Genomic DNA, 18795 nt, shown 5'->3' on the forward strand with positions numbered 1-18795 from the left:
TACACAAGTCCATAGGGGTGGTTAATTTCAAACCACTATGATATACTATTCGAAGTGCAGTTTTAGAACGTGCAAGGAGAGTAGCGTAATGAGTTTGATTATCAAAAATGGTCGAGTTTTAAATCCACCTACAAACACAGATGAATTATTAGATATTAAGATAGACGGGAACATTATCTCAGCTGTTGAGGCTGGTATTGTTCCCGTTTTTTCTGATGAAGTTATTGATGCCAAAGGATGCTATGTTATGCCGGGCTTCATTGATATGCATGTGCATTTCAGAGATCCTGGCCAGACTGCAAAGGAGGATATTGAGACTGGTTCGAAGGCTGCAGCAAGAGGCGGTGTTACCACAGTTCTTGCCATGCCAAACACAAAGCCAGTGGTAGATAATCCTGAGCTTGTAAAGTACGTTCACGACAAGGGCGCGCAGGTCGGTTTGACCCGTGTTCTTCAGGTTGGCTCTGTCACAAAGGGGATGGAAGGCAAGGAGCTTTCTGATTTACAGGGAATGATTGATGCAGGAATTCCTGCCATTTCCGAGGATGGTAAATCTGTTATGGATTCAGGTCTTTACAGGGAGGCTATGAAGATAGTTGCAAAGGCTAATGTGCCAGTGCTTGCTCACTGCGAGGATATCAATCTTGTTCAGGGCGGCGTCATGAACATGGGAGCAAAATCTGATTCTATGGGCGAAAAAGGAATCAGCAACGCAGTTGAAAACATCATCGAGGCTCGTGACATTATGCTAGCAGAAGAGACAGGTGCAACCCTTCATCTTTGCCATTGTTCAACAAAGGAAAGCTACCAGATTTTAAAGGAAGCTAAGGAGGCAGGCATCAAAGTCTCTGGCGAGGTTTGCCCACATCATTTCACCCTTACAGAGGATGACATTGTGCCAGGTGATGGCAATTACAAAATGAATCCTCCAGTTCGTACAAAAGAGGATAGAGAATTTCTTAGACGAGGATTGGCTGAGGGAATATTCGAAGTGATTTCCACAGACCATGCTCCACATACAGCAGAGGAAAAGTCAAAGGGCTTTGCATCTCCATTCGGAATTGTTGGTTTGGAAACCTCTGCAAGTCTTACATATACAGAGTTAGTATTATCAGGTTTAATCACACCACTTACAATGGCTGCATATATGAGTAGCAATCCTGCTGGCATACTTGGCCGCGACGATTTAGGAAACATCGCACCAGGAAAGGCTGCGGACATCACAATTTTTAATCCTAGCATAGAGTATGAAATTCATGCAGCAGACTTCGTAGGAAAATCAAAGAATATGCCTTACGAGGGCCGAAAGGTTCACGGCCGTGTCGTGAAGACAATCTTTGGTGGTAGTGTGGTATTCAGTTGTTAATTATTATGGAAGCAGTATATTAATTAGATGAGCTAGTAGGCATCAAGCTCTGAGGTCTCTCAAGTGAACCATTCTAAGTTGAGCGGAGAGACTCTCAGGCTTGTAGCCGTAACTGGCGGACTAGGAGGATATATGATACAAAAATTAATTAATCAGATCCAAGAAAAGAACGCACCTATAGTGGTAGGCTTGGACCCAACACTTAAGCTGATGCCAAAGTCACTTGTTGATGCTCACATCAACGAGCATGGTCAGACCTTGGAAGCAGTGGGAGAAGCCATGTTTGACTACAACAAGCAGATTATGGATGCTTGCTTTGATTTAATCCCAGCGGTAAAGCCACAGATTGCCATGTATGAAAGCTTCGGCATTCCAGGAATGATTGCTTACAAGAAGACAGTGGATTACGCAAAGGAACTTGGTCTTGTTGTTATTGCAGATATCAAGCGTGGAGACATCGGTTCAACATCAACAGCTTATGCCCTTGGGCACCTTGGTTCTGTTCAGGTTGGTGATTACAAGTATCAGGGCTTTGATGCAGATATGGCTACAGTTAATCCTTATCTTGGTACAGATGGTGTAAAGCCATTTGTAGATGTTTGCAAGGAAGAGGACAAGGGTATCTTTGTGCTTTGCAAAACTTCAAATCCTTCTTCTGGTGAGTTCCAGGACAGACTTATTGATGGCAGACCTCTTTACGAGCACATGGCTGAAAAGATTGAGGAGTGGGGCGCTGAGACAATGGAAGGCAACTACACAAACGTTGGTGCAGTTGTTGGTGCTACTTATCCTGAAATGGGTGCAAAGCTTCGTAAGCTCATGCCTCATACATATATCCTTGTTCCAGGCTACGGCGCACAGGGAGGCAAGGGCGCAGACCTTGTAAACTTCTTTAATGAAGATGGACTTGGTGCAATCGTAAACTCAAGCCGCGGAATTATCGCAGCATATCAGCAGGAAAAATATGCAAAGTATGGCGAAGAGCATTTCGCAGAAGCCAGCCGCGCAGCGGTTGAGGATATGCTTGAGGATATACGTAGCGCATTATAATAAGACACCTCATCAGTCACCTTCGGTGACAGCTTCTCCTCAAGGAGAAGCCGAAAAGGAGATAAAATGAAAATAAAAGAAACAGCAACCGTTTTAGGGCAGCAGGAGCTGGCAGCCGGTGTATACAGCCTTTTGCTTCAGACAAAGATTGTGGACTATGCCATCCCAGGGCAGTTCATCAGCATCTTTTCAAATGATGGCAGCAAGCTTTTGCCACGCCCAATTAGTATTTGCGAGATAGATAAAGAATATGGAACTCTCAGAGTGGTGTACCGTGTGATGGGCCAGGGAACAGAAGAGTTTTCACATCTTAAAAAGGGAGACAAGATTCAGGTTATGGGACCACTTGGAAATGGGTTCCCACTTGAAGGTGAGACCGCAATTGTTGTGGGCGGTGGAATCGGTGTTCCTCCAATGCTTCAGCTTGCCAAGGAATTGCCAGGCACTGTCACAGCAGTAATGGGATATCGTAATGATGACATGTTCCTTACTGAGGAGTTTACTGATGTGGCAGCAGATCTCATCATCGCCACAGATGACGGATCCGTTGGAGTGCATGGTACTGTTGTGGATGCCATGAAAGAGAATCAGCTTACAGCAGATGTTATCTATGCCTGCGGTCCAAAGCCTATGTTGAAGGGGGTAGCTGAGTATGCTGCTGAGCATGATATAAAATGCTACGTCTCAATGGAAGAAAGAATGGCCTGCGGTGTTGGAGCATGCCTGGGCTGTGTATGTCAGTCTACCGAGGTTGATGACCACAGTCACGTGCACAACAAGCGTGTTTGTAAGGATGGGCCAGTATTCTTGTCAACGGAGGTGGTATTATAATGAAGACTTCAGTTAATATTGCAGGTGTTGAATTTCAGAATCCAGTTATGGAGGCTTCAGGAACCTTCGGTTCAGGTATGGAATACTCTGAGTTTGTTGATCTAAACAAGCTTGGCGCGGTGGTTACAAAGGGCGTTGCAAATGTGCCATGGCCAGGAAATCCTACACCAAGAATCGCAGAGGTTCGCTCAGGAATGCTTAATGCCATCGGCTTGCAAAATCCTGGTGTGGAAGTATTCTGCGAGAGAGATTTAAAATTCCTTGAAGAATTCAAAAATACAAAAGTTCTGGTTAATGTTTGCGGTCATTCCGCCGAAGAATATATTGAAGTAGTTAAGAGATTGGCTGACGAGTCAAGAGTCGACATGCTAGAGATTAACATCTCATGTCCTAACGTAAAAGAAGGTGGAATCGCCTTCGGTCAGGACCCAAAAGCTGTGGAGGAAATCACACGTCAGGTTAAGGCTCACGCCAAGCAGCCTATTGTAATGAAACTTTCGCCAAACGTCACGGATATTAAGGTTATGGCAAAAGCGGCAGAGGCTGGGGGTGCAGATGCTATTTCACTCATCAATACTCTTACAGGAATGAAAATCGATGTAGAACGTCAGCAATTTGTTCTTGCAAATAAGACCGGTGGTATGTCAGGTCCAGCAGTTCATCCTATAGCAGTAAGAATGGTTTATGAATGCTCAAAGGCAGTAAAGATTCCTATCATAGGAATGGGTGGTATTTCAACTTGGGAGGATGCCATCGAAATGATGCTCGCCGGAGCTACAGCCGTTTCAGTTGGAACTGCAAACTTCTATAATCCTACAGCGACACTTGATATTCTTTCAGGCATCGAGGATTATATGAGAAGGAAAAATATTGACGACATCAACTCTATAGTGGGTATTGTATAATCCCAACGGATCGCAACAATTTTATCCCTCTTGGGAATCAGTAAACAGTAGTTTACAGTGGGAAGAATTATAAAAAATTTGGTTCGCTACAATATAAAGATAATTGGGTACTGGTTCACTGAATGTTCAGACAATATTCTCAGAAACTTCCGTGACATACTTTAATAATCTTGCTACACTTTATATACGTCGACAGAAAATTATCTTTATATATAACGTTTACTTTAGATTTCGAAAGGAGGGGAGCTGATGAAGTTCAAGAAGATAGGTGAAGACAAGATCCGTTGCGTCATTACCAAAGAAGAAATGGAACAGAACGGAATGGAGCTTGGTGATTTCGTCAGTGACCAGGAGAAAACCCAAAGCTTTATCCGGGATATATTAGCTGAGGCATGCGAAACCTTAGGTATTGAAACCCATGCCAAGGCTTACAGCGTTCAAATGACAGTTATGCCACAGGGTGATGTTGCTTTACTCATATCCCCAGATTCAAGTTCAGGTCTGGCTACAGCAATAGAAGAATTAAAGAAGCACTTAACAGGCTTGCAGGAAACCTTATCTACTACAAAGCAGGAAGCTCCAATTTCTGGTAGCACTGCAGATGTTCCTGTTCAGCCAGCACAAGCACTCAGAGATGAGAAGGATGAGGTTACAAGCCAATATCTTAACACTCCTCTTTGGGCTATACTTCCAGACTTAGATTCTTCTATTGAGCTTTGCAAACACATACCTAAGTTTGCTGGAATACAGAGCGTGCTCTATCGCTATGGCGATGACTACTACGTAAAGCTTAACTTCGAGCTTACACGTCGTCAGATATCAGCAGTAATTCTTGTTATTGCTGAGTTCGCAACACAGATGTTTACAGAAAGCTTCGATGGAGCCTTCTTACTAGAGCATGGCGATGTAATCTGCGAGGACTGCGTAAATGTACTTTCACAGATTTAATCAGATAATAATAAATCCTAGGTGCTAATTTGCACCTAGGATTTTTTTGTTGAATGAAGGTATCTCCTAGGAATTCAAAATGTTGAATACTTTAAAAATTTAATATTTTTTCACAATCATTATTCAAATAGTAAATATAATTTAAGGTAAGTATTATTATATTTGGAAACAGATGGAAAGGAAATCCTGTATATGAATGAAACACAGGACTATAATTAATCTCGAGGATATAAAGATGAATAAAAAAAGACTGTGTGTGGCAGTGCTTATATTATTTGCTATGGTGCTTGGAATCTATGGTCTCTGGAAAATAAGCCGTGAAGGAAAAATTGTTCCAGCAGAAGATGGTTCTGCATATTATTTTATTGATACTAATGGTGATATTGTCTGTGATACACCTTTTCAATATGTGTATTGGAAAAAAATAGGATATGTAGAATTTTATAAAATTGAAAATGGAACCCGTCAAAAAAAATATGGTTACATTGATAGTTCTTTTGACTTAATTAAAAACAAGTGCTGGAGTACATTTGCAGATTATGAAATGGTTAATATTAGAGATGGGTATATAGTTACAATAGATAGATATCCCTCTTCAACTTTAAAAATTCTTGATTATGATTTAAATGTAAAGACTATAATCAAGGATGTTCAGATTAATAGCCCATATTCTTTCTTTTCGTCTGATGATATTATTAGTGTAAAGGCTAAAAATGGATTATGGGGAGCTGTAGATATAGATGGAAATTGGATTCTAGAACCGAAATATGATGAATTGAGCTGGTTTAAAGATGGTTATGTAGGTGCAAGAATAGAGGATTTATGGGGGGTGCTTGATTTGTCTGGAAACTGGGTTATCCCTCCTCAATTTTATAGCCAAATATTCCCTAATAAAGCATATTTTCCGGTAGATGTTAATGAAAATTATTGGGAGGCCTGTACTATTTTTATTAATATAAATGGTAAAAGATTAAATGATGAAATGTATTATTCTTTATATACAGGACATGAATTTAATGAAGGTTTAGTAAATGTTGCTGTAGGTGATCGAGTAAATCATTTAGTTGGTTTTATAAATGAAACAGGTGAAGAAATCATCAAGCCACAATATGAAGAAGTATTTGGTTTCTGCAATGGTTGCGCAGCAGTTTCAAAAATAATTGATGGGAAAGAAAAGTGGGCATATATCGACAAAAATGGGAATAATATAACAGATTTTATATTTGATAAGGCTTACGCGTTCAGTGATGATGGGTATGCAAAGGTAAAGCTTAATGGAAAATATGGGTTTATAAAACGAGATGGCTCTTGGCTTCTTGAACCCCAGTTTGATGATGTTACATCATTTTCGTACGGATATGCAACAGTTAAGCTCACTAAAGGACAAAAGATAAAGAAGTAAACAAGATTTTCAAATAAATCCTAGGTGCTAATTTGCACCTAGGATTTTTTTTGCATTCTCAATACGTTCAGCTGATGGTGATTCCACGCCTTCAAGACGATATGGAATTCCAAGCTCGTCATACTTTGGAACACCTAAGGTATGATATGGAAGTACTTCTACCTTTTCTACGGTTTTAAGAGTATCAATGAACTCTCGAGTATGTTTTAGATAATCATCGTTGTCACTGCCACCTGGAACAAGCACGTGTCGAATCCAAATTGGAATGCCCATGTCGGAAATTTCACGGGCCATCTCAAGAATATTTTCATTAGAGACACCAGTCAGCTCTTTATGAGCTGCTGGGTCTATATTTTTGATATCAAGTAAAACTGTATCTGTGAGGCTCATAAGCTCCTTCCACTTGGTGTAGAAAGGCTCGTCATGGGTGAAAGGCTGGCCTGCTGTGTCGATGCAGGTGTTGATTCCTTTTGATTTAGCCTGTCTGAATAAATCTAGCATGAAATCAATCTGAAGCAATGGCTCGCCACCACTGACAGTGATGCCGCCTCCATTTTTCCAGTAAGGTTTAAAACGAAGTGCTTTTTTTAAAAGCTCCTCAGCGGTGAACTCTTGTCCTTGCGCCTCAGCCCAAGTCTCAGGGTTGTGACAAAAGGCGCATCTCATCTTGCAACCATTAAGGAAAATAAGGTAGCGCACACCCGGACCATCCACAGCCCCAAAACTTTCCAATTTATTAATATATCCTATTATTTCACTCATTTAACACCTCATCAAAACGGGAAAGCAGGGCCCATGCAAATTGCCTTCGGCAATGGGCCCGCTGTGGCAGACGCGCAACTCCCACTAAAGTGGGACCCTCCCGTCTGCGCTTTATAAAGCCTCGTGGCAAGTACGAGAAATTACATCAAGCTGCTGCTCCTTTGTTAAGTCGATGAACTTAACAGCGTATCCAGAAACGCGGATAGTAAAGTTTGCGTACTCAGGCTTCTCTGGATGCTCCATAGCATCAATAAGTTTCTCTTTACCAAATACGTTAACGTTAAGGTGATGAGCACCCTGATCGAAGTAACCATCAAGAACGTTAACAAGGTTTGCAGTACGCTCCTCATCTGTGTGACCAAGAGCTCCAGGGTTGATGGTCTGTGTATTTGAAATACCATCAAGTGCCTCTTCATATGGAAGCTTAGCAACAGAGTTGAGGGAAGCGATAAGTCCGTTTACTTCTGCGCCGTATGATGGGTTAGCACCTGGTGAAAGTGGTTCACCAGCTGGACGTCCATCTGGAAGAGCACCTGTAGCCTTACCATAAACAACGTTTGATGTAATAGTAAGGATTGATGTTGTAGGCTCTGAGTCACGGTATGTATGGATATGACGAAGCTTGCCCATGAATGTACGAAGAAGCCAGATTGCGATTTCATCAGCTCTGTCATCATCGTTACCGTAGCGTGGGAAGTCTCCCTCGATTTCAAAGTCCTTTGTAACACCGTTCTCATCACGGATAGCCTTAACCTTTGCATACTTAATAGCTGAAAGTGAGTCTACACAGTGTGAGAATCCAGCGATACCTGTTGCAAATGAACGGCGTACATGTGTATCGATGAGAGCCATCTGGCATGCCTCATAGTAGTACTTGTCGTGCATGTAGTGAATCATGTTAAGTGTACCAACATAAAGGTGTGCAAGCCAATCCATCATCTGATCGAACTTCTGCATAACCTCATCATAGTCAAGGTACTCAGAAGTGATTGCCTTGTATTCTGGTCCAACCTGGTCTCCAGATTTCTCGTCAACACCACCGTTGATAGCGTAAAGAAGACACTTAGCAAGGTTTGCTCTTGCACCGAAGAACTGAAGCTCCTTACCTGTCTCTGTAGCAGATACACAGCAGCAGATTGAGTAATCATCGCCCCATGTAACACGCATTACATCATCGTTCTCATACTGGATTGAAGATGTAGTAACAGAAATCTTTGAAGCGTACTTCTTGAATGACTCAGGAAGACGGCTTGAGTACATAACTGTAAGGTTTGGCTCTGGTGAAGGTCCCATGTTCTCAAGTGTGTGAAGGAATCTGTAGCAAGTCTTTGTAACCTGGTGACGACCGTCAAGACCGATACCACCAACCTCGAGAGTAGCCCAAACTGGGTCACCTGAGAAGAGCTGGTTGTAAGACTCGATACGAGCAAACTTGACCATACGGCACTTCATTGTGAAGTGATCGATGATTTCCTGTGCCTCTGACTCTGTGATGATTCCCTTTGCAAGGTCACGTGTGAAGTAGATATCAAGGAAGGTAGAAACACGACCTACTGACATAGCAGCACCGTTCTGTGTCTTGATAGCTGCAAGGTAACCGAAGTATAACCACTGAACAGCTTCCTTTGCGTTTCCAGCTGGCTTTGAAATGTCGATGCCATAGATAGCAGCCATTTCCTTCATGCCCTTAAGAGCATTAATCTGATCTGTGATTTCCTCACGAAGCTGGAAGTCGTAACGACGCATACCCTGACGCTCTGTTGCAGCGAAATCTGCCTGCTTCTTTTCAATAAGGTAATCGATACCGTAAAGAGCAACACGACGATAATCGCCTACGATACGTCCACGTCCGTATGTATCTGGAAGACCAGTAAGAATCTTGTTGTGACGTGCCTTCTTCATCTCTGGTGTGTAGATGTCGAATACGCCCTGATTGTGTGTCTTGTGATATTTAGTAAAGATTTCGTGAAGCTTCTCACTTGGCTCGTAACCGTACATTCTGCATGACTGCTCAGCCATTGTGATACCACCGAAAGGCATGAATGCTCTCTTAAGTGGCTTGTCAGTCTGAAGACCAACAATCTGCTCAAGGTTCTTTGTCTCTTCTGAGATGTAACCTGCACCGTGAGAAGTAAGAGATGAAACGATATCAGTGTCCATATCAAGAACACCGCCCTTAGCACGCTCAGCTGCCTGAAGCTCCTGAAGCTTGCCCCAAAGAGTGTTTGTTGCCTCTGTAGGGTCTGCTAAGAAAGACTCGTCTCCATCGTATGGAGTGTAGTTTTTCTGGATGAAGTCGCGGACATCAATATTGTCTCTCCAAACGCGACCTTCAAAACCGTCCCATTGTTCGAAATCGTGATTTGCCATTATTATTTCCCTTTCCATTGTAAATAAAAATGAAGTGTTAATAACTACTAGCTAGGGGGTATGTTAAATCAGTCTATGGACAGTAAGACGTATCTAACAGTCTAGCCGTTGTATACTATACCATATAGTTGTCAAAAAATTAACAAGCCTATTAATAATTTTTCTCATTACTTGTATTTATATAAAGACAATGACGCATACCATTATTGTTGGTAACAATAGAACAATTTGTTGTACTCATTTCCTTATTTAAATCTGCACCTATGTCTTTATTTTTAATTGAATTAATTTAAAGTTTTTTCACATATTCTGGGGCGAAAACGTTTAGAATGAACAATTGAAAACATATATTTTTGAAGGGAGTAGAGATAGAATATGAGAAAAGAATGGAAAAAGGTATTAGCATTATCAGCTGCCATTGCAATGACTTCAGGAATGCTTGCTGGATGTGGTGACAAGACAGAAGAGGCTGCAACAGAAAACACCCAGGCGACAACAGAAACTACAGAGACTACTGAAGCAAAGACCGGAGCACCTTACTTTATTAAGGGTGTATATGCAAACTATTCAGCAGAGCTTGAGAATCCTACAAAGGACTACTTCTATGTTTTTAACGACGAAGGAGCAGGACATACTGAGGATGCTACAACAGGATTACCATTTTCTTGTACACAGGAAGAGGGCAAGGTTATATTTACCTTTGGTGGCGAAGGTGAGTCTGAAGAGAACCTTATTATTACAGATGTAAAAGATGATTTTATCTATGGTTATTTTGAGGATGTGAAGGATAAACCTCTTGTGTTTGAATTTTTACCAGACGTAGATCCTGACACATTTGTTGCAGAGAACTATTTGAGTGATGGCACAAGTAATGTTTATAGCGATGCAAATGGTTGGAGTGTTCATTACAATCCAGATCTTATAACAGTAAACACTCAGGGGAATGTAACTACCTTCGTTTACACTGGAGATTGCCCAGGAACTTGCATGGTATCAGTAACCTATGATGTAGATATGAAGGCAAAGGAAAAGAGCGAGGCTCTTGCAAAGGATTACGGGGAAGGTTCAAATGTTAGCGAAGGTATCTTCCCAGGCACAGAGGATGTAAAGGGATACTGGGTAACTAACGGTCCATCAGAAGGTGGCCCTGGCATGTACAACACAGCAATCTTAAGAGACTACATGGATGGATATCTTGTATTCGAAGACATCACTCATGTAGGCGGTGACGAAGAACAGGATATGGCAATATCTGATGCTTTGGCTGGTATTATTGATTCACTGGAGTTTACTAATAACTAGAACAAGTTCGCAATTTGTATATTAATTATTCTTAAATAATGAAGAAGGTGACGTTTGAGGACGTCACCTTTTTTTATTGTCTTAGTTGCTAACGTGTTTTGACTTCATAGGACTTCTTTTGAGACTGCTTAGGGCATATAAGATTCCTTTGGACATCCTCATTTATCGCGGCAAGACGAAAGTATGCGGGGCCGGGAGATATCCATTGATAAAAAATGGTAATTTTGGAGGAAATTTTATCAATCATAAAATGGAGTTATTGGGTTTAAGGGGCATGCCGCGATAAAAAAATTCCCAAAAACATGATTTTTTATCAATGGCCTAACGGAAAATAGGGCTTTTTATTACTGTCGATAGAATACATATCCTTGTATGCTTCCGTAGAAATAATTATCGGTAGCACCTGCAATATAGTAAGTGATTCCTGGCTGATCAGCTCCAAAGGTATGAACTACTAGCATTGGACATAATCCGTTGGCAGATCTGTCTGTAACATCCCAGGTATATAAAGTGTCACCATAGTAATCTAACAATGGATAATACAAATATGCTCCTTCTGCTGTCAATCGCATAGCGCAATTATCTTCTGGTGAATACCAAGTTCCTGTATAATCTCGCTTCATTAAATCTGCAAAATTCATGAATTTGTTAGTATTCTTTGGGCCTTCACAAGTCTTCTTAAAGGTTGCAAATTCCTCTGCTGTAATTGGACCTGTTTTTGCTGTGCTTTGAACAGATGCTTCTTTGTTTTCTTGTACTTCATTTTGAGTGTCTGTTTGAGCATCCGCTTGAGTATCTATATCCTCTGTGTATAAGTTTTCATCAACAGATTTAATAGATGAAATGCTATAACCACTAAAACAGCTATATGGATTCTTAGTCAGCATTACATCATAGTACTGTGTGTCACTTGCAACTACAATATCTTCCCCATTTGACGTGGTATGTTCAACGCCGATTGTTGCATGCACAATGACATCATCGCCCTCAAGTTCATAAGCATAATCTTCAAAATATGCATCGTTAAGGTATGACGCAGCATCATTATAATCAAGAGGCTTATCAAACTTAAAATCAACCTTTTTTCCTGTTAGAGAAAACTGCATATATTCAGCCTGCTCTTCGCTAATCTTATTATCATTTTGCTCTGTTATAAAATTCAAATAATCAAAAGCATAATGCGAATTCAAAAGAAAATGTGATACAAAGTATTCTTGCCAATCATCCTTGTTAGTATCATTTGTATTAAAGTTTTGATATGAATATGCTAGTAAAGCAATGGCTCCTTTTAAATCCTCTGAAAGCTTAAACTTTTCAGGATATACATATTCCTTCACACCTATCTTTTCAAAATCAAATTCATCTTCAGGTGCAGTTGAAGTGCTTTCTTCTAAGTTACCTTCTGAATTACTTTCTGTGGTAACGGTTGCTTCCTGCTCAGCTTTTTGTTCTACATTTGCATCGTTCAGTCTGCTGACCATCCAATACACAAGTAAGCCTATCAATAGTACAAATGCTATGCCAATTAATACTAGTGAAATAAATCTTTTTTGTCTCTTCTTTTTGTGTCTCATTATTATTACTCTTTTCATATATTTTATGGTGTTCAAGAACCAGATTTGATTTTACTACTTCAGGAAGATTATTCAACAAAAATAATAAAGAAGGACTAGTGGATTTTCACTAGCCCTTAAATCTTACTTATATTCAGGTGTGATAGTCTGGATAGTTCCATCAGCATTGAAGTTAAGCTCGCAATACTTTACATTGCGGCGGTGGTTGATTCCGTTTGAAAGCTCACAATCATGATAGAAGAGATATGTCTTTCCATGGTAATCAACAATTGAGTGATGAGTGGTCCAGCCAAGTACTGGCTCAAGGATACGACCTTGATATGTGAAAGGTCCATATGGTGAGTCTGATACCGCATATACGATATAGTGTGTTGTACCTGTTGAGTAAGTGAAGTAATACTTATCACCGCGCTTGTACATCCATGGATCTTCGAAGTATCTTCTATCCTCATCTCCGGCTAAAAGTTCTTTGCCATTTTCATCAAGGATAACAAGGTCTCTTGGTTCTTCAGCAAAGCCTGTCATATCATCCTTCATAAGTGCAACCTTTGGCCATACAGCATGCTCATTCTTTGGTGGCTCTGTGCCGTTTGGATCAAAGCTTCCTGTGCGGTATTTCTCAAGCTGGCCGCCCCATAATCCTCCGAAATAGAAGTACACCTTTTCATCATCATCGATGAAAGAGCAAGGATCGATAGAGAAGCTTCCCTCGATGCATTCCTTTCTAGGAGTGAATGGTCCTTCAGGTGATTTGCCTTCAGCAATACCAAGTCTGAAGTTTCCGTCCTTGTCTCTTGCAGGGAATACTAAGTGATAAATTCCATTTTTAAATACGCAATCTGGAGCCCACATTTGGTTGCTTACCCATTCTACATCGTCCTGATGTAAAACCATTCCATGGTCAGTGACTTCATCACTGTTTTCATCCATAGAGAAAATGTGGTAATCCTCCATTTGATATTCGTCGCCGTTGTCGTTGTCTTCCCCGTTGTGTGGGATGTCATGTGATGGATAGATGTAAATCTTATCCAAGTAGACATGTGCAGATGGGTCTGCAGTAAAAAGATTAGTAACAATTGGGGTGTTTTGTGCTTTCATTTTCTATTCTATTCTCCTTATCCCTTCACAGCACCTGCAGTCAATCCATCTACAATCTGGTTAGAGAAAGCGCAATATACAATGATAGTTGGTATGATTGCGATGATGATGGCTGCAAACATTTGTGAGTAGTTTGTATTATAAGGTCCGACGAATTTTGAAAGAGAAACAGGAAGTGTTTTCTTCATATCGTCAGATATAAATACCATTGCAAGTAAGAGTTCGTTCCAGTTACCGACGAAGGTCATAAGACCTGTTACGAACAAACCGGTTTTGCCAAGTGGAAGGCAAACCTTAAAGAAAATTTGGTAGATTGATGCGCCGTCGATGCAGGCACTTTCAATCAATTCGTTAGGCATTCCTTCAAAGAAACCAACCATAATAAAGATGGTGATTGGAAGAGCGAAGGTAAGGTATGGAAGAATCAAACCTGTAAGGCTGTTTGAAAGTCCAACCTTCGCAAAACGTGTGAAAAGTGGAATAAGTACGCAGTGTACTGGAATCATCATTCCTGTAAGGAAATATACAAGTGCAAGATGTGCACCTCTCCAGCGAAGTCTTGCGATTCCAAAGGCTGCCATTGAGCCGATAATCATGCTAAGCACTAAGGTTATAACGCACACAAGGAATGAGTTAAGTGTTGCGATACCAAGCTTGCCGGCTGTCCATGCAAAGGTGAAGTTTTCAAAGGTTGGATTCTGTGGTAGCGCAAATGGTGCGGTGAAAATCTCTTTGTTGGTTTTGAAGGCTACGTTGAAGGTCCAAAGCAATGGAGCTAAATAAACTACAGCCATAACCACCAAGAAGATATATATAATAATTTTCCATATAGAAACTTTTTTCATGCTAATCTCCTAGTCCGTCAGTTACGCCTACAAGCCATAGATATCTTCTGCTCAACTGAAGAAAGTTTCACAGAAGACATCTATGAGCTTGATGTCTACTGACTCATCTAAAATCCTCAGATTCATATAGACTTTTTATATGAATCTATTATTTTTACATCTCGTATGGTTCTGTTTTTACTACCTTGTTAATAAATAATGTAACGGCCAAGCAAAGTACCAAGAGCAACACGCCGATGGCGCTGGCATAGCCATACTTAAAATATTTAAAGCCTTGCTGGTAAAGGTGAGTAGCAAGAACCTCTGTCTTGTGGTTTGGTCCACCTTCTGTCATGTTGAAAATCATATCGAAGAATTTTAAAGAACCAATTGCATTTAGTGACATTGCGGTTGCAACCATAGGTCGTATGAGCGGGAGAGTGATATATCGGAAGCTCTTGACCTTGTTACAACCATCAATGTAACTAGCTTCATAAAGTGATTTGCTTATGCCGGAAATCTGTGCCATGTAAAGCATCATTGACTGTCCAACATATTGCCATAACGCAACAAAGGCGATTACCCACATTGGAAGGATGATGAAACCTTTTGTATCCATCAGCCATAAAGGTCCTTCAATACCAAACTTCTGGATAAGCTGGTTGATACCAAGCTTTGGGCTGAAGATGAACATCCACAAAAGACCTAAAGCTGCAGATGAAAGAACACATGGAAGATAAATAATGTTTTTGAACAGGTTTCTTCCTTTATCTATATTTGTTAGAAGAGCCGCTAAGAAGAGGCCCATAATAAGCTGTGTCACACAGGAATAAATCAGAAAGAAAATTGAATTCTTTAAAGCGATGTGAAGTGTTTTATCCTGAATTAATCCTTTATAGTTTTTTAATCCTACAAACTTTGCAGGAGTCAGAGCATTGTAATCGCAGAAGGAATAATACACTGACTGTAAAATAGGAATGAACAATATAAACGTAAATAATATTAATGCTGGTGCCATGAATATAACGATGGCTTTTTTGTTTCTTAATAATTTATCCATAACTTGTTTTCCTTACATGATTTTTGGTAAAAGAAGTGGGGCGCAGGGAAGTTGCGCCCCATATAATAAAGGTATTGAAGAAAAAGAATGTTATCGGCAGTTTGCCTGGTAGTACTCTTCCATGTCTTTTGCGGCATCAGCAGGTGTTAAATCACCAAGGAATACTGAAACCATTGTGTCATCGAAGTGTGCACCTGTTTCTGTTGTAGGCATTGACTCGTTGTAGAATCCGAATGTGCCCTTTGCATTTTCAAAGATATCCATTACATATGAAAGCTGAGCTGGAGCAGCTGATGCATCGTACTCAACCTTTGTTACAGGAATCTTTCCACCAACTTCTGCTGTATACTTCTGAGCTGTGTCATCTGTGAAGTACTTCATGAATGCTGCGCAAGCTTCAGGATTCTTTGTTGATGAGCTCATGCAAAGTGAATCTGACTTAGCAATAAGTCTTTCAACACCTGGGAACTGGAATACGCCACACTTAGACTCGAACTCTGGGTTCTCACCGTTGATCTGACCGATTGCCCATGAACCCTGGATAAGGATTGCAGCTTCTTCGTTGTAGAAGTTTGCTGTAGCAACGTCGTTTGTATCACCAGCAGCTGTTGTCTGGAAGTACTTAGAAAGGTCTAAAAGCTTATTAGCAGCAGCTTCAAGTTTTCCATCCTCCCATGAAGCAGAACCATCTGCAAGCTTAGCAAGGTCAACGCCTTCAGCTTCGCAAAGGTAACCAGCTACCATTGAAAGACACCAAGCTGTACCAGCTGAGATAGTGATTGGTGTGTAACCAGCCTTCTGGAGCTTGTCGCAAGCGTCAAGCATTTCGTCCCAGTTTGTAGGAACCTTTGCGCCGGCCTTTTCAAACATCTCTGTGTTATAGAAGCAGCAAGCTGCAGCTGTGTTAAGAGGTACAGCGTAAATCTTGCCGTCATATGTCTGCTGTGTAAATACTGCATCACTTGTGAAGGTATCCTTCCAACCATCTGCAAGATAGTCATCAAGTGGAGCTGCGATACCAGGAGCTACATAATCTGTAAGCTGTGGACCTGGGCTGACGATGAATACATCAGGTGTCTCACCTGCAGCAACTAAAGCATTTAATTTGTCGTAGTACTCTTCAAGGTTTGTTGTAACAACGTTTACGTGATACTGACCTTCATAATCTTTGTTGAATCTCTCAACGTTCTCTTTGTATCCAAGAGATATAAGATCCTGAGTAGCATCAAGGTCATCCCAGAACATCCAAGTGATTTCTTGAACGCCGTCGCCTGACGCTGAATCAGATGAAGATGATGAACCGCAACCAGTGAAGACTGATGCGACCATCAATGCTGACATTAAAGTCGCGATGAGTTTCTTTTTCATTACGTCTCCTCCTTTTTTGACAAATGATAATCCCCCGATTTTGCTTCATTTGTCTGTTAACTTTTTTATTAATTTAAATCTATCACACAATTTGTTCACATTCTTTAAAATTGTTGTTAGTTGATTATCAAATCTTGCTCTTGTTTTAATAATCGGAAACTGCCGTTTGTGAATAATCTATGAATTGGATAGCTGGATATAGTGTATTATTGACAAAAATGGTGCTGAAAAGAGAAAACTACTTGTGCATCCTCTTGATTTTTTTTAGTATAAGCGCAAAAATTGTATGAGCAATATTTTTCAATTATTGCTCTGGGGTTAGGACATCAAGCATCATAGAAAGGGAGAAGAAATGATAGAAAACCTTGATGGCATTTTTGAGACTGTAAACTATAAGCAGAGTACTAGTATTAAGCTCTATGATAATACTCAGTACGAGGATTATCCTATGCATTGGCATCCTGCAATTGAGATAGTTATGCCAGTCGAAAACAACTATAAGATGATATTTTCAAACGGGGAGGTTGTTCTGAAAGAGGGGGATATTTGTATCATTTGTCCAGGCTGTGTTCATTCTATTGTGGCACCGCCTACAGGTCGACGTATTATTTTTCAGCCAAACACAACCACTCTTAGATTTATGAGAGAGGTGGAAGTGCTGTTTTCAATTATGTCGCCATATTGTGTAATCACTCCTGAGGAGTACCCAACAATTCACCATACTATTAAAGATATGCTGGTGGAGATTAGGGAAGAGTATATGTCAAGTGCTCCATTTTCAGAGGTGAACATTTATAGTAAACTATTGGAGATGCTTGTTCTTATTGGGCAGAATTATTCCAACACAAGTAATAAGAGTGCAGATTACAGTCCTATTGTAAAGGAAGAGTATGCGCCAAAGTTTTTGGAAATCTGTGATTATATAAACGAGCATTGTTCAGAGGACTTAAAGCTAGATGCCATTGCTGATATGAGTGGCTTTAGCAAGTTCTATTTTGAGAGATTGTTCAAACAGTTTACAGGTACAAGCTTTTACAAATATGTTAATCAAAAACGTATAGCTAAGGCACAGGAGCTTCTTGTAGAGCCTGGTATTTCTGTAACTGATGTGGCAATCAATTGTGGTTTTACATCCATATCTTCGTTTATACGAATGTTTAAACTTCAAAAGGGATGTACACCTACAGAGTTCAAGAGCATGTATTGGACTACAGAAGTTAAGAAAGCATAGGTAAAGATTTGTAATGAGATTAATTTTGGTAAGACATGGACAGACGGATTTGAATGTTCAGAAACGACTTCAGGGAAGCTCGGAGATTCCTTTAAATGAAAGGGGCCGTCAGCAGGCTGCTGAGACTCATCAGTTTGTAGTAAAAAATGGTTTAGTTCCAACAAAAATTATATCAAGTCCTTTGGGACGCGCCATTGAAACAGGATGTGTGGTGGCTGGAATCGACATTAGTCAGTATGCTATAGACTCAATATCAGCAGAGAATAAACCGTCTCAAGTGGAAATCGATGATAATCTCATTGAGATGGCCTTTGGCATATATGAGCAGAAAAATATGGATGAAGAGAATCCTGCATTTATAGCAGAGTGTTTTGATCATCCTGAAACTTATAATCCTCCAGAGGGTGGAGAGAACTATGACCAGGTTGTTGCCAGGGCGGCTGCCGTTGTAGAAAAGCTTCGCAGTCGTATTGCCTCAGGCGAGTTTGGGGATAGCGACATTGTCATGCTTGTAAGCCACGGGGCTCTTAGTCATGGTATGTTTGAATACCTGAAAAAGACTCCTAGATCGGCTTACTGGGATGTAGATTTCAATAACTGTGCTATAGCAGAAATTTTCTTATCTGAAGATGGCAAATCGGACGATTACAAGTTTATATCTGACGGATTTGAGAAGAACTGGTAAAATAGAGGTATAGTATTGA

General features: G+C 40.5%; 16 protein-coding genes. 9 read left to right on the forward strand and 7 right to left on the reverse strand.

Going from position 1 to position 18795, the window contains the following annotated elements:
• Nucleotides 1–88 precede the first annotated feature (88 nt).
• The 6 genes from BLR54_RS09910 to BLR54_RS09935 all read left to right on the forward strand — a co-directional run bounded on the left by BLR54_RS09910 (nucleotide 89) and on the right by BLR54_RS09935 (nucleotide 6502).
• Entirely contained in the window at nucleotides 89–1366 is a 1278-nt protein-coding gene (locus BLR54_RS09910) for a dihydroorotase (protein WP_090420389.1), read from the forward strand.
• A 132-nt stretch (nucleotides 1367–1498) separates the two neighbouring features.
• Nucleotides 1499–2416, forward strand: a complete 918-nt coding sequence (gene pyrF, locus BLR54_RS09915; protein WP_090420392.1) for an orotidine-5'-phosphate decarboxylase — start codon at nucleotides 1499–1501, stop codon at nucleotides 2414–2416.
• A gap of 66 nt (nucleotides 2417–2482) precedes the next feature.
• Nucleotides 2483–3247 carry a dihydroorotate dehydrogenase electron transfer subunit gene (locus BLR54_RS09920; protein ID WP_090420395.1) on the forward strand — a complete coding sequence of 255 codons (765 nt, stop codon included), beginning with the start codon at nucleotides 2483–2485 and terminating at the stop codon, nucleotides 3245–3247.
• Nucleotides 3247–4152 (forward strand): dihydroorotate dehydrogenase, encoded by a 906-nt coding sequence (locus BLR54_RS09925; RefSeq protein ID WP_090420398.1) that lies wholly within the window; start codon nucleotides 3247–3249, stop codon nucleotides 4150–4152. The genes BLR54_RS09920 and BLR54_RS09925 overlap by 1 nt, the downstream gene beginning before the upstream one ends.
• Before the next feature lie 249 nt (nucleotides 4153–4401).
• The gene (locus BLR54_RS09930; RefSeq protein WP_090420401.1) at nucleotides 4402–5100 is read left to right on the forward strand and encodes an adaptor protein MecA; all 699 of its coding nucleotides are present in this window, start codon (nucleotides 4402–4404) and stop codon (nucleotides 5098–5100) included.
• Between the two features lie 235 nt (nucleotides 5101–5335).
• Entirely contained in the window at nucleotides 5336–6502 is a 1167-nt protein-coding gene (locus BLR54_RS09935; RefSeq protein WP_176761918.1) for a WG repeat-containing protein, read from the forward strand.
• Between the two features lie 27 nt (nucleotides 6503–6529).
• Here BLR54_RS09935 and pflA read toward each other — a convergent pair whose 3' ends face one another.
• Complete coding sequence (gene pflA, locus BLR54_RS09940; protein ID WP_090420407.1) at nucleotides 6530–7264, reverse strand: pyruvate formate-lyase-activating protein; 735 nt, start codon at nucleotides 7262–7264, stop codon at nucleotides 6530–6532.
• 111 nt (nucleotides 7265–7375) lie between these two features.
• A complete protein-coding gene (gene pflB / locus BLR54_RS09945) occupies nucleotides 7376–9634 on the reverse strand; it encodes a formate C-acetyltransferase (protein WP_090420409.1) in 2259 nt (752 codons plus the stop codon).
• 375 nt (nucleotides 9635–10009) lie between these two features.
• On the opposite strand from pflB, the gene BLR54_RS09950 reads away from it, so the two are divergent.
• On the forward strand, nucleotides 10010–10936 hold the full coding sequence (locus tag BLR54_RS09950; RefSeq protein WP_090420412.1) for a hypothetical protein: 927 nt from the start codon (nucleotides 10010–10012) through the stop codon (nucleotides 10934–10936).
• Between the two features lie 344 nt (nucleotides 10937–11280).
• Here BLR54_RS09950 and BLR54_RS09955 read toward each other — a convergent pair whose 3' ends face one another.
• The 5 genes from BLR54_RS09955 to BLR54_RS09975 form a co-directional block, all read right to left on the reverse strand.
• Nucleotides 11281–12510 (reverse strand): hypothetical protein, encoded by a 1230-nt coding sequence (locus tag BLR54_RS09955; RefSeq protein WP_090420416.1) that lies wholly within the window; start codon nucleotides 12508–12510, stop codon nucleotides 11281–11283.
• A gap of 123 nt (nucleotides 12511–12633) precedes the next feature.
• Nucleotides 12634–13608: a glycoside hydrolase family 43 protein gene (locus BLR54_RS09960; protein ID WP_090420419.1), complete on the reverse strand. Its 975-nt coding sequence runs from the start codon at nucleotides 13606–13608 to the stop codon at nucleotides 12634–12636.
• Between the two features lie 17 nt (nucleotides 13609–13625).
• On the reverse strand, nucleotides 13626–14453 hold the full coding sequence (locus BLR54_RS09965; RefSeq protein ID WP_090420422.1) for a carbohydrate ABC transporter permease: 828 nt from the start codon (nucleotides 14451–14453) through the stop codon (nucleotides 13626–13628).
• A gap of 154 nt (nucleotides 14454–14607) precedes the next feature.
• Nucleotides 14608–15492 carry a carbohydrate ABC transporter permease gene (locus tag BLR54_RS09970; protein WP_090420425.1) on the reverse strand — a complete coding sequence of 295 codons (885 nt, stop codon included), beginning with the start codon at nucleotides 15490–15492 and terminating at the stop codon, nucleotides 14608–14610.
• A gap of 90 nt (nucleotides 15493–15582) precedes the next feature.
• Nucleotides 15583–16860 (reverse strand): ABC transporter substrate-binding protein, encoded by a 1278-nt coding sequence (locus BLR54_RS09975; RefSeq protein WP_090420428.1) that lies wholly within the window; start codon nucleotides 16858–16860, stop codon nucleotides 15583–15585.
• Between the two features lie 352 nt (nucleotides 16861–17212).
• Between BLR54_RS09975 and BLR54_RS09980 the strand changes: the two genes are divergently transcribed.
• Together BLR54_RS09980 and BLR54_RS09985 are read left to right on the forward strand one after the other, a co-directional pair.
• Nucleotides 17213–18091: a helix-turn-helix domain-containing protein gene (locus BLR54_RS09980; protein WP_090420431.1), complete on the forward strand. Its 879-nt coding sequence runs from the start codon at nucleotides 17213–17215 to the stop codon at nucleotides 18089–18091.
• Nucleotides 18092–18104: 13 nt separating this feature from the next.
• On the forward strand, nucleotides 18105–18776 hold the full coding sequence (locus BLR54_RS09985; RefSeq protein WP_090420434.1) for a histidine phosphatase family protein: 672 nt from the start codon (nucleotides 18105–18107) through the stop codon (nucleotides 18774–18776).
• The last annotated feature ends 19 nt before the right edge of the window (nucleotides 18777–18795 follow it).

Source organism: Pseudobutyrivibrio sp. YE44, assembly GCF_900104335.1.
GTDB lineage: Bacteria > Bacillota > Clostridia > Lachnospirales > Lachnospiraceae > Pseudobutyrivibrio.

Coding starts and splice junctions, on each gene's coding strand:
- BLR54_RS09910 (WP_090420389.1), top strand. CDS start 89: ATGAGTTTGATTATCAAAAATGGTCGAGTTTTAAATCCACCTACAAAC.
- pyrF (WP_090420392.1), top strand. CDS start 1,499: ATGATACAAAAATTAATTAATCAGATCCAAGAAAAGAACGCACCTATA.
- BLR54_RS09920 (WP_090420395.1), top strand. CDS start 2,483: ATGAAAATAAAAGAAACAGCAACCGTTTTAGGGCAGCAGGAGCTGGCA.
- BLR54_RS09925 (WP_090420398.1), top strand. CDS start 3,247: ATGAAGACTTCAGTTAATATTGCAGGTGTTGAATTTCAGAATCCAGTT.
- BLR54_RS09930 (WP_090420401.1), top strand. CDS start 4,402: ATGAAGTTCAAGAAGATAGGTGAAGACAAGATCCGTTGCGTCATTACC.
- BLR54_RS09935 (WP_176761918.1), top strand. CDS start 5,336: ATGAATAAAAAAAGACTGTGTGTGGCAGTGCTTATATTATTTGCTATG.
- pflA (WP_090420407.1), bottom strand. CDS start 7,264: ATGAGTGAAATAATAGGATATATTAATAAATTGGAAAGTTTTGGGGCT.
- pflB (WP_090420409.1), bottom strand. CDS start 9,634: ATGGCAAATCACGATTTCGAACAATGGGACGGTTTTGAAGGTCGCGTT.
- BLR54_RS09950 (WP_090420412.1), top strand. CDS start 10,010: ATGAGAAAAGAATGGAAAAAGGTATTAGCATTATCAGCTGCCATTGCA.
- BLR54_RS09955 (WP_090420416.1), bottom strand. CDS start 12,510: ATGAGACACAAAAAGAAGAGACAAAAAAGATTTATTTCACTAGTATTA.
- BLR54_RS09960 (WP_090420419.1), bottom strand. CDS start 13,608: ATGAAAGCACAAAACACCCCAATTGTTACTAATCTTTTTACTGCAGAC.
- BLR54_RS09965 (WP_090420422.1), bottom strand. CDS start 14,453: ATGAAAAAAGTTTCTATATGGAAAATTATTATATATATCTTCTTGGTG.
- BLR54_RS09970 (WP_090420425.1), bottom strand. CDS start 15,492: ATGGATAAATTATTAAGAAACAAAAAAGCCATCGTTATATTCATGGCA.
- BLR54_RS09975 (WP_090420428.1), bottom strand. CDS start 16,860: ATGAAAAAGAAACTCATCGCGACTTTAATGTCAGCATTGATGGTCGCA.
- BLR54_RS09980 (WP_090420431.1), top strand. CDS start 17,213: ATGATAGAAAACCTTGATGGCATTTTTGAGACTGTAAACTATAAGCAG.
- BLR54_RS09985 (WP_090420434.1), top strand. CDS start 18,105: ATGAGATTAATTTTGGTAAGACATGGACAGACGGATTTGAATGTTCAG.